Genomic DNA, 11,410 nt, shown 5'->3' with positions numbered 1-11,410 from the left:
TAAGATAATGTGTAAACAATGTACTCCACGTCAAAATAAAACCACGTAAAAAGGATATTTACTATTAATTACAATTAGAGTCTCCACTCGAAATATCTGGATTTCATCCTTTACTTATTACGTAACCTACTATTAATAAAGACAGGATAATTTAATTATTAAATTGAATAGATTACGTAAATATAAAAAGGTGCGTGATATTAAAAATGAAAATTCAAAAACAATGGATTCAAGAAGATAGTAATTACATAAGAGAGAAAGTAATTGAATATAACCAAAAACATCTTTCAAATGAAGAAAAAACACCTTCAGAAAAGGTAAGTTTTATAGTAAGGAATGAAAAAGAAGAAATAATCGGAGGGGTAACAGCGGTAACATTTTGGCATCACCTGCATATTGACTTTCTGTGGGTGTCTGAAGAATATAGACACGAAGGCTATGGCAGCAAATTAATGAAACTAATTGAAGAATTTGCAATCGAAAAAGAATGTCGGCTGATAAACTTAGACACTTTTAGTTTCCAAGCTCCAAACTTTTATAAAAAACATGGATATAAAGTGATCGGAGTCAGTAAAGATCATCCTAAAGGACATCATCACTACTATTTAGAAAAAAGGTTGTAAAAAACATATTAAATTTATAGTTGCTATTGTTTGGTATTCTTTAAACGAATCGACTTTTTGACATTTAGAGGGCGTTTTTTGATTATTCCTTTTCAAAACACGTTCTTTTCTTTTTTGTGAATAAAAACAATTTAATGGTAGAATGAAATAAAGACAGAAAATTCTTATCATTGAAAGGGGTTAAATATGAAAAAGGTGAATGTTACATACGCGCTTTTATACGATGAAAGTCACGAAAAGCTCTTAATGGTTAAAAACAAAGGAAAAAATGGCTCTTATTATACATTACCAGGTGGGGCAGTAAAATTTGGTGAAACGTTAGAAGAGGCAGCAATTCGTGAAGTGAAAGAAGAAACTGGACTAGATATACATGTAAAAGGGATTTGTTCCATTAGTGAAGCGTTTTTTGAGGAAAGAGGACATCATGCAATCTTCTTTAATTTTTTAGGAGAAATAATCGGAGGGGAAATTTGCATATCACGACCAAAAGAAATTGAAGAAATTATCTGGATGGAATTACATAAAGCAGAACCTTATTTACGTATACCAAAACACTTAAAAGGCCTTTTACAAACGAAAGAAACAATACCTTATATTTTTAATGGAACTATTATTCATCAATCTTCATAAACATATTATTTCATTTAAGGCGGGGGAAAAATGGAGTTTACCGTTAATCACAAACAATTTACACAAGCTCTTTCAGAAGTAAGTAAAGCTATCTCAACAAAAACTTTAATTCCTATATTATCCGGAATAAAAATAACAGCAGATCAATCTGGAATTACTTTAGTCGCAAGTAATTCGAATGTTTTCATTGAAAAGTTTATACCTAGTTCAATTGAAGGTGTACAAATTACAACTATTATAAAAGTAGGAAGTATTGTTGTACCAGCAAAATATTTCATTGAAATTATTAAGAAAATGCCAAGTGAAATTTTAATAAAAAGTATGAATGAGCAGTTGATTTCAATTCAATCAGATGAAATTACTTTAAACTTAAATGGATTCTCGGCGAACGAATTTCCGAATGTACCATTTATAGACGATCATGCAGAAATACAAGTAGAAATGGAACAGTTGATTGAAGTATTTAAACAAACTGTCTTTGCAGCTGCTAAAAATGAATCTAGACCCGTTCTTACTGGCGTACATTTTGTTATTGATCATAACAAATTAATTTGTGCTGCTACTGATTCACATAGACTGGCTTTACGTGAAATCCCCATTTCTTCACATGCGAAATTAAATTGTATTGTACCAAGTTCCACTATTAGTGAACTATTAAAATTAATGAACAATAATTCAAATTTAGTATACATATATCTTTCAGAGAGTCACATTATTTTTAAATTCGGTACAATTACGTTGTATTCAAGGCTTATTGAAGGAAAATATCCTAATATAACCGGCCTAATTCCAAATGAATCCCAAACGGTTATTAATATAGATAGAAAAAAGATTTTACAAGGTGTAGATCGGTCAAGTTTATTAGCTAGTGAATGGGCAAACAACAACGTTAACTTAGAAATCATCGACGAATCCACAATACTAATCTCATCTAACGCTTCTCAGATTGGTAAAATATCCGAGACACAACAAATAGATGCTATTCACGGTGAAAAGCAATTAAATATATCTTTTGATGGACGGTATATGGTCGATACTTTAAAAGCAATAAAAGAAGATAGAGTTACTTTAAGTTTTGGTGGCTCCATGAGGCCGATATTAATTGAAGCAGGTGAACAATCTGCAGCAGTATATTTAATATCACCTGTTAGAACTTATTAAGAACAAAGGAATGAATTAAAAATGTACAAGCATACTTTATGTTTTATAAAAAGAAATGAAGAAATACTTATGCTAAACAGAGAATATGATCCTGTAAAAGGATTATGGAACGGTGTAGGAGGGAAGATAGAAAAAGGGGAAACACCGTTAGAAAATGCAATTCGTGAAATAAAAGAAGAAACAAATATAGATGTGGAACAAAATCAAATTCAATTTAAAGGCATTATTAAATGGGAGGATTCCTCATATTCTGGTGGCATATATGTATATCTAGTTGAGCTACTTAATGAATTTACATATCACACCCCAAAAAAAGTCTCAGAAGGAATTCTAGATTGGAAAGAGGTATCTTGGATTCTAAGTGACTATAATTACGGCGTAGGAGAGATGATACCTAAATTTTTAACTGAAGTACTTTATAATGAATTAATATTAGAGCACTCTTGCGTTTTATCAAATCATAAATTAGTAGAGTATAAGAATAAAGAATTAGCTAAGCAGACCAGCCCAATAGATTCAATACATAAATTAGTGCAAGCAGTAACAGAAAATAGCTAATGTAATCGAATTGAAACTAAAGATAAAATTTAACGTGAGGGTGAGTATTATTGATTCTACCTCTGTGTCGACAAGTAGAATTTTAAATAGTGGGAAAGAAAATATAGTGAAGTAGTAATTAGGGGGGATTAGTATGTAATAGAAGGAGGAGCTCATGAAAAAAGGAAGCTCCCAATATCCCATCTGCTATTCAATATTCAAACGATATAGGAGACCCTACAGGATATTGGACAACAGAAAAGATGAAAAACGCAATTCCAGTAGATAAAACAAAGAATTTTAATAGATGAGTCATAAATGAATAAAAAGCGAACCATCAATATTTAATCGGTTCGCTTTTTATTCTAATTATACTTCTCGCCACCAAGCAGCCGTAGGATACTCTTTAGATTGTAACGTAATAATTTCACCGATTTGTGGCGTTGAAATATTAACTCCTAAACGATTTGCTTCTTTCGTAACACGTTCAATAGGATCACTCCATTCATGTAATGCTAACGTAAAAGCACCCCAATGAATAGGAACGAGCAATTCTCCTTTAACGTCAATATGAGCTTGTACGGTTTCTTCTGGTAACATATGAATTGCAGACCATCTCGCATCATATTGTCCACATTCCATTAAAGTAAGATCAAACGGACCGTATTTATTACCAATCTCCTTAAAGTGTGGAGCATAACCACTATCACCGCTAAAGAAAACTTTCGCTTCTTGACCGAGGATAACCCATGAACACCATAATGAACAATCTCTATCTGTCATACTTCGTCCAGAAAAATGCCTTGCAGGTGTACAAACTAATTTAATATTATCAAACGTAATTTCATCCCACCAATTATGCTCACTTATTTTATTAGGTGAAACACCCCATTTAATAAGATAACGCGCAACTCCAGTCGGAACATAAAAATGCTTTACACGATCTTTTAACTGCATAATACTTTTGTAATTTAAATGATCATAATGATTATGAGAAATGATAATCGCATCAATTTCTTGAAGATCATCACGTTCTAAAGAAAAAACACCACTATAACGTTTACTATTAAAGACAGGGAATGGGGAAGAGGCATCTCCAAACATAGGATCTAACAACAAATTTTTACCTTCTATTTTTAAAAGAGAAGCAGAATGGCCAAACCATGTAATACTCTCCAAAGATTCATTATCTTTATTCGATAAAACAATAGGTAAATTCTTTATAGGACGCAGCTTTGACTTCATTTTAAAGTAATCCGCCATTAAACCCATAATATCTTTCGGTTTAAAACTCATATCAGTATGAATTTGATTTGTATATTTCTTATTCATTAGTTCTCCTTTTTACGTTTAACAATATACGTATGTTGTTATTGTAGCTACTTTTAGTTTAAACTAAATTATTTTACCTTTCATCTTAAATGCATTGCAGTTCGTAAATTCTTCAAATTCATTACGCCATATAGAAGCAGGTTATTGTTAAGCCATTGTAAATTGTTTTTATTAAGTAAATTCCTTTTTAGAATCCACAAAGAACATACGCTTCATTATATGTTATAGAAGTAGATACACCTTTAATAAATCAAAGGAAGGAGGGTCCATAAATGAAAATAGAAAGAAAAAAGAAGTCCAAGTGTAAACTATCAAAATCTGAAACCATTCATCTGTATGCAGAAGGGAAGAGTACCTCAGAAATCGCTATGCTTGCTAATGTGTCTGCAAGGTATATTCGTATGGTTTTAACAGACAATAACGTTCCAAGGCGAGCTATAGGGAGCTGGAAGAGAAAGTATGGCATAAAAGAAGATTTTTTTAAAACTTGGTCAAATAACATGGCTTATATTTTAGGGTTTATAGCAGTTGACGGCGTTATACCAAAAGAAAATCAATGTGTCAGTATTTCACAAAAAGAAAGTTACATTTTAGAAGATATAAAAAGAGAACTAAACTCAAACCAGCCGCTTTATCAAAACAAAAAAACAGGCGTATATATGCTAAACATTAATTGTAAAACAATAAGAGACGATCTTATGAACATACACGGAATCAGGCCATGTAAATCATTTAACATCGAATTTCCTTTTGTACCAGAAGAATATTTACATCACTTTGCTCGTGGGTATTTTGATGGGGATGGTTACGTCAATTATGATACTTATACAGTAAGTTTTGTGGGAGGATCATATAACTTTATGAATACTTTAAACAAGCTTTTACAAAATCATAATTTACCTTCCAACTTACTAAATCAAAATAAACATTATCGTGTCATTTTATCCGGAAGAAAATCAATACAACTATTTTCAAAGTGGATTTATAAAGACAAAGATCTTTATTTGCGTAGAAAACATGAAATATTTCAGAAAGAAAGTCTACATTTAGATCAATTACATGATCGAAAATTAAAAAGAACTCAATCTGCTGTTCAGCAAAGAAAACATAATTTTCTTAAGGATTATGAGAAAAACAAATGTATTACTACAGCTTGTTTAAATATAAATATTAACGAATTAACATTTAAAAGTTGGTTAAAAAATGATAATCAATTTAAAAAAGACTATGAACGAATCATTTTAACATCAAGCAATAATTTGTTATAAGAATTCCAAAAACCTTAGTATTGCTATGCTAAGGTTTTTAATTTGAGGTTATTAGAGGATACTTATTTTTATTGATAGAACATAGTTAATACACAGATTTTACAATTTACTTGATTAAAAAGGAGGGATTCAATGATGCTTGTTAATAATACTCCAGAGAAAATACTACAAACAGCTTATGAGGCTAAAATGATTTCAACTGGAGACAATTCTCCATCTATAAAAATAAGTGGAACAAATCTTCAATATTTACTTGTAATGCTTCATCTAGGCATAGAATCAAATACTATAAAAACGAAGCTAAATTGGACGAACGAAGAATTCGAAAAACAAATACATGCATTAGAACTAGAAGGATTATTGAAAAAGATAGGAGAGAGTTACTATCCAACGTGTATGGTTATAACAGTTACTGAAGGAGAAAAACTTTATAACCTATGTGAGCCTCTAATTAAACCAACACTTAAAATCGTTGGAAATTATTCAAATCAAATTGAGGCACTTTCCAAAAGAATCGAGACATTTAATCATTTATCTAAAGAATCGTATAGTCTTTTACTATATAGTGGTGTGTTATTAGATTCTGGACAAATAAATAACATTGAAAAAAACTATTTAGAAACGGAACGACCTTTGAGAAACAATAAAAGATATTATTATGCGATTCAAGAACAAGATCAAATAGAGAAAGAGGCCTTTGGAATGTATGGTAATACGTATTTGGATTTAAGTGAATATCAAATTGGACTTTATGGAAACACTCGATATACAAATTTGAATTTAATAACTGCAAATAAAGAAACATTTGAAGAACTTTTGCACGATGCTATTTCTGATATTAATTATACGAAAAAGCAATTAGTTAAAAATTTTCTAGCGGCAGATAGACAAGTAGACATAAATTTAAATGTAATTTACGAAAAATTAGGCTTATATCAAAATTCACAACCTGTTATTCCTGTGTTTAAAACAGCAGACTTACCAATACTTAACGAAATTGCAAACACAATCAGTGAAGATTTAGTCTTATTATTTAAAGAAAACGATAAACCTTTAAAAGAATACTTTGCGAGCAGCAGATACTCAAAAGAAATAACTTACGAAGAATTTTTTATTTGGTGGTATCACTTTTTCTATACAAAAGTAACTGAAGAATTAATACAAAAAGGCGTAATTATAACAAGCGCTCAAAAAAATCAAACGTACATAATCTATTAAAAACTTTGAATTAAAGTGACTAATATACTTTTGCATGTGTAGCAGCTGAATGATGTATGGACAATAATTAGTAAATAGAGGATAATCCGAAATTAAAACCTAATATAAAGAAAAAAAGATATTAAAAGGAGAGAAGAGCCATGCAAAAGAAATTTATCAATCCAGAAACGATGCCACCAACTTTTGGGTATTCACATGTAGTCGAAGTTAGTAACGCTAAACGAACAATTTACATATCTGGACAAGTAGCGATCAATACTGACGGTCAAATAGTGGGTATTGATGATTTAGCTACACAAACGCGACAAGTATTTGAAAATATTAAAATTGCATTAGAAACTTCAAAATTAAACTTTAATGATGTAGTAAAATTAACATTTTTCTTAACAGACATTTCTCAAATGGCCATTGTCAGAGATATTCGAGATCAATACATAGATACTAAGAATCCACCAGCAAGTTCAGCTGTAGAAGTTAGAAAGTTAATTAACGATAACTTATTAATTGAAATCGAAGCAATCGCTGTAGCAAACTAATCTTAAAAACCTATTCTTAATAATATCCGGGCAATTCGTTTAATGCGTTCATGTTAAACGAATTGCATTTTTATTTCCTTAAATATAATTTTTATCAGGAAACATTATTTTATAAAACAACTAAAAAACAATTACCGCACAATCCATCACACAGTATTAATCCAAAGAGAAAGGGGAAGCATAACAACCAATACTAACATTTAATAAGTTTATTATTTTTAATTAGTTAACATAATATATATTATAGGAAGTTATTGAAATAAAGCAATCTCAGGTATCAAAAACCAAGTAAACTATACTTAATGAGACGAAGCAGAGTTTTTTAGTGAGATTCACACAAAATCTTATCTAAACGAATTTCTACAGTTTTTATCGTTTTTTGTTATAAATTCATCGTAGCAAATTTAAATCAATAATTAATTAAGATTTGACGAATTAAAATCATTTTTGATCAATAAGAAATTTTTATGCGGAAAAATTATTTCTATACAAAATATAAATTAATAATTTTATTTTATGTTGTACTTAATGAATTTATATTGCTATTTACACACGTTTTACAACTTTACTTTATTTGTTGTTATTTCTACTATTTACGCTTGACTTTCATTACACTCATCGTTCTTCATTCTAGTTAACATAACGTTTATTTTTAACATAAAAAAATCTCCCTTACCTTCAGGAAGATTTTTTAGCTTGCTAGTATTTCATTTATATATTTTTAATAACAATCCCAATTGTATATTACATTGGAAAAATCTAGATTTAACAAATCGTCTTTCTTAATAAAGAAATTAGCAACACCAGAATCTCCCCACATAATATTTAATGAATCGTCTGTATCGATTTGCAGCAATAATATGTTATGTTGCTGGTATTTTTCTTCCCATTTCCTTGGATCTGTCTGTGTGAAAAATGGATAACCACCAATTTTATGTCCTTGATCTTTACATAAATCATCATACAGTTCGCCTAATTCTGTATTATTTTCTTCATCAACAATTTCTTCCCAATCAATATCCTCACTAAAAATCTTTTCAAATCGATAATCCCTTGATGTTACTGGTTGATAATCCAATTCAAACTTTAATTTTGCTGCTTCGGGTATGATAAAGTCCTCTTTTAAATAACTAAAATCAGTAATTACCTTATTTAAATCTTCTATAATTGTAGAATGATAAATAATTCGAAAGTCTTTTTGGGTTGTTGGATGATCAAAATCTGCTCCGAACAGCTCATTGTCAGCACTTACGAAAAACTGTAACATTCCCTTTTGAGGCATATATTCAACATGCGGCATTTCTTCAAAGTTTAGCTGTGTAAGTAACATCATAGGTTGTCCATTTGCCTCCCTTTAATAATGAATTGAAAATGCCTTACTTAATTATATAGCAAGAGATAGCTTAATTAAAAATTGTTAAAAATCCGTTTTCACCCTCGTTTTTTGCGCACTTGGTGGACAAAGTAAATTATGTTCTAAAACCTTTTTATTAATAGTTCGAATTAAATCTGCTGCTTCTGCAGTATTTGTATTTTCTTTTAGCTTTTCTTTTAAATCATCAATTTCCTTTGAAATCTCAATCCACCTAGGTAAAACATGATTATTCTTTAACGTTCTATACAGTTGCTTTTCAGGATTGTACGAAAGGTCTTTATCTAAATTTAGAGGTTTCCCTTTACCAGGCAAATTATCAAAAGACCCTTTCTTTTCTGCTTCTTTAACGATAGAACTAATATGGTCCTCATACGTAAAGGTCCAAACTTTCTCGTCTTTTACTAAAATCTCTTGCTTTTTTAGTTTTTTATCTAGTTCTTCTTGATTCATAGAATCTCTCTCCTTTTTATTTTATAGTGTTGTTTTTGTAAGTTTTAATGCTCTCAATCCAGCAAATAACTTTTCTCGCCACCAAACACCGTCATGACCGCCTTGAAACTCTTCGTAAGTAATTTGGTATCCCTTTTCTTTTAAAGCTTTATACAAGCGTGTATTAGCCGTTAAAAGAGATTCATTTTCGAGTTCTCCTACTGTCATATAAAAATGAGGTTGAATTGCATTGGAATTTATAGATAAAATTTGATTTTCAATCCAAGGAATTTTATTTTCATAAGCATCCTTTTTCCAATGTACGGATCCAGACATTGACAACACATTCCCGAAAATATGTGGATTTTGAAGTGCTGCATAAAAAGCTGCTAAACCACCAAGACTGAATCCAGCAATAGTTGTATGTTTGGCTTCGTGATGCACAGGATACGTAGCTTTAATCCACGGAAGTAATTCCTCTGTTAAAAATGCATTCATTTTATCGTTATAGGTTAGTTCTTCTAGCCGATCAACTGGTTCTATAGCAACAGCAATACAAGATGGGATTTCTTTTTCGTAAATTAAATAATTGAGTGTTTTTGCGATTGAAAGGTTATTAATAAATGAATTTCCATCAAATACAATGAGACGTTCTTGAAGCTGTGAAGTGTGAGAATAATCATGAGGCGTATAAATATGAATTTTACGTGTGTTATTTAAAATCGAACTATGAAAAGAATATGTTTCAATTTTTCCAGAGGGATAATGATTTGAAGGGAAACGACTGCTATACTGCACTTCCATACCTATGTTTAACACAGACGCTTTATTGGCACCTTCTCCAAATGTATTTCCATTAAATTGGTCTAGTTGGTACTGTTCACTACGCTTTATCCAATCATTTTCAAAAAAATCGTTTACTGAAAAATAGTAAGTTGAAATAAAGCTCTTATCCGTCCTAAACGTTTGATACCAAATATCTGTTTGTAATAACCGTTTTAATTGATTTAAAGGCAGATCCCAACCAGGGAAACTGCCGAATACATAAACGTTTTCAGTTTTTTGATCCCCTAACCATATATACGTTATAAGCTTATACTGATTTTCTACAGGACATTGTTCTATTAGCGGCGTATTATTTAACTTTATCTCGTGCAAAAAAGTATACAAAGCTTTCTCGTTTCCATTTTTCAATTGATTAATAAGCTCCTCTAACTTAGGACTAATTATTAAAGTCATCCCTCTTCCTCCTTTGTATTTCTTTCTTTTCACTAAACTGCTTTTATAAAATTAGGATTCGGATGTTATGTATTTAGATAAGTTATTTATTAGAAAGTTTATCAATTGCTTGAATAGAAAGTTCCAACGCTTTTATTCTTCTTGTTAAAAGTGTTCTTTGCGGACTACCAGCTGTAGACTTATCATAGGCTCTCTCAATTGATGGAAGCAAACCAGCAAGGACATTACCAGATTCTGCTAACTCTTCTTGACTATACTGGTGATTTTCTTGATTCCAAACGTTTTCTAGTACTGCTAATCCTACGCTAACAGCTTTAAATCGTTTTTTCACTAATGTAGTATTTGCACCTTTTTGAGTCATCTGTGATAGTGCATTTTCAAGTTTACGAATTGTTGATTGTAAAGATTTTATTGATTCCAATTTATCTATATTTGATACGTTTTCCATGTTAATGTTGTCCCTCCTGTCTTAATTTCACTCGAAATATTTTAACATAAATAACTAACGATATTCGAGTTGGACAATGCATTAAAGGAAAACAATCGCTAAACGCCTCTTCTCCCTTATTTCATTCTATAAGTACTTCTTTCTGCACATTAAAATCCCTATATAAACAAGGTATAAATATTGTCTGTTTTATGAACAAAAAACGCACAAGCAGCATAACTTGTACGTTTTTATTTTTATTCAGTAAGATAATATAGTATTAGTTTCCGGGTCTTCTCATAACTCATGAAATCTCTATACAAAATGGGGTACTTCACAATTTCTGTTTCTAGAAAACGATATTGCGGAAACCATTCAAAAAACGATAACCGTAACCATTTTATTTGCTGAAACGTAATGTTCTGTTCGTTTCCATTTAGTACAGAACTTAAAGTGCCTGCTGTATGCATCCAATAATGATTAAAATCAGCGTTTAAACAGTCATCTTCGGTAAGTTTACTTTTTAAGTCTCGCTGCAATTTTGCTGTAGCACGATAAGGAAACCGTTTATGCAGCGGACTATGCATTTTCTGCAATTCCTTAAAAATAATTTGTTTTCCTAACTTCAACTTTCT

12 protein-coding genes and 1 pseudogene are annotated in these 11,410 nt (G+C 30.6%); 7 read left to right on the top strand and 6 right to left on the bottom strand.

Going from position 1 to position 11,410, the window contains the following annotated elements:
* The first annotated feature begins 206 nt into the window (after positions 1 to 206).
* The 4 genes from LUS72_RS13140 to LUS72_RS13125 all read left to right on the top strand — a co-directional run bounded on the left by LUS72_RS13140 (position 207) and on the right by LUS72_RS13125 (position 2,972).
* Complete coding sequence (locus LUS72_RS13140) at positions 207 to 623, top strand: GNAT family N-acetyltransferase (RefSeq protein WP_097829280.1); 417 nt, start codon at positions 207 to 209, stop codon at positions 621 to 623.
* Between the two features lie 186 nt (positions 624 to 809).
* Positions 810 to 1,253 carry an NUDIX hydrolase gene (locus LUS72_RS13135; RefSeq protein WP_097829279.1) on the top strand — a complete coding sequence of 148 codons (444 nt, stop codon included), beginning with the start codon at positions 810 to 812 and terminating at the stop codon, positions 1,251 to 1,253.
* A gap of 30 nt (positions 1,254 to 1,283) precedes the next feature.
* The gene (gene dnaN, locus LUS72_RS13130; protein ID WP_097829278.1) at positions 1,284 to 2,414 is read left to right on the top strand and encodes a DNA polymerase III subunit beta; all 1,131 of its coding nucleotides are present in this window, start codon (positions 1,284 to 1,286) and stop codon (positions 2,412 to 2,414) included.
* A 21-nt stretch (positions 2,415 to 2,435) separates the two neighbouring features.
* Complete coding sequence (locus LUS72_RS13125; RefSeq protein WP_264449022.1) at positions 2,436 to 2,972, top strand: NUDIX hydrolase; 537 nt, start codon at positions 2,436 to 2,438, stop codon at positions 2,970 to 2,972.
* A gap of 348 nt (positions 2,973 to 3,320) precedes the next feature.
* On the opposite strand, the gene LUS72_RS13120 is transcribed toward LUS72_RS13125, so the two are convergent.
* Positions 3,321 to 4,283 carry an MBL fold metallo-hydrolase gene (locus LUS72_RS13120; RefSeq protein ID WP_097829276.1) on the bottom strand — a complete coding sequence of 321 codons (963 nt, stop codon included), beginning with the start codon at positions 4,281 to 4,283 and terminating at the stop codon, positions 3,321 to 3,323.
* A gap of 272 nt (positions 4,284 to 4,555) precedes the next feature.
* Here LUS72_RS13120 and LUS72_RS13115 point away from each other — a divergent pair, with 272 nt between their 5' ends.
* The 3 genes from LUS72_RS13115 (at position 4,556) to LUS72_RS13105 (ending at position 7,305) form a co-directional block, all read left to right on the top strand.
* Positions 4,556 to 5,551, top strand: a complete 996-nt coding sequence (locus LUS72_RS13115) for an LAGLIDADG family homing endonuclease (RefSeq protein ID WP_264449021.1) — start codon at positions 4,556 to 4,558, stop codon at positions 5,549 to 5,551.
* Between the two features lie 135 nt (positions 5,552 to 5,686).
* Positions 5,687 to 6,769 carry a synaptonemal complex protein 1 gene (locus tag LUS72_RS13110; protein ID WP_097829493.1) on the top strand — a complete coding sequence of 361 codons (1,083 nt, stop codon included), beginning with the start codon at positions 5,687 to 5,689 and terminating at the stop codon, positions 6,767 to 6,769.
* Positions 6,770 to 6,909: 140 nt separating this feature from the next.
* Positions 6,910 to 7,305, top strand: coding sequence for a RidA family protein (locus LUS72_RS13105; protein WP_097829274.1), 396 nt, complete (start codon positions 6,910 to 6,912; stop codon positions 7,303 to 7,305).
* 721 nt (positions 7,306 to 8,026) lie between these two features.
* Here the strand turns inward: LUS72_RS13105 and LUS72_RS13100 are convergent.
* From LUS72_RS13100 to LUS72_RS13080, 5 genes and pseudogenes are all read right to left on the bottom strand, one after another.
* Positions 8,027 to 8,659: pseudogene (locus tag LUS72_RS13100) on the bottom strand (YwqG family protein); the annotation flags it as partial.
* 63 nt (positions 8,660 to 8,722) lie between these two features.
* The gene (locus LUS72_RS13095; protein ID WP_097829272.1) at positions 8,723 to 9,130 is read right to left on the bottom strand and encodes a DnaJ family domain-containing protein; all 408 of its coding nucleotides are present in this window, start codon (positions 9,128 to 9,130) and stop codon (positions 8,723 to 8,725) included.
* 21 nt (positions 9,131 to 9,151) lie between these two features.
* A complete protein-coding gene (locus LUS72_RS13090; protein WP_264449020.1) occupies positions 9,152 to 10,348 on the bottom strand; it encodes an alpha/beta hydrolase in 1,197 nt (398 codons plus the stop codon).
* An 82-nt stretch (positions 10,349 to 10,430) separates the two neighbouring features.
* Complete coding sequence (locus LUS72_RS13085; RefSeq protein ID WP_264449019.1) at positions 10,431 to 10,796, bottom strand: hypothetical protein; 366 nt, start codon at positions 10,794 to 10,796, stop codon at positions 10,431 to 10,433.
* Between the two features lie 236 nt (positions 10,797 to 11,032).
* Positions 11,033 to 11,404, bottom strand: a complete 372-nt coding sequence (locus tag LUS72_RS13080) for a YxiJ-like family protein (RefSeq protein ID WP_264449018.1) — start codon at positions 11,402 to 11,404, stop codon at positions 11,033 to 11,035.
* Positions 11,405 to 11,410: the final 6 nt, after the last annotated feature.

It is taken from the genome of Bacillus cereus, assembly GCF_025917685.1.
In the GTDB taxonomy this organism is placed as follows: domain Bacteria; phylum Bacillota; class Bacilli; order Bacillales; family Bacillaceae_G; genus Bacillus_A; species Bacillus_A cereus_AT.
This window is presented reverse-complemented; position numbering and strand designations above follow the sequence as displayed.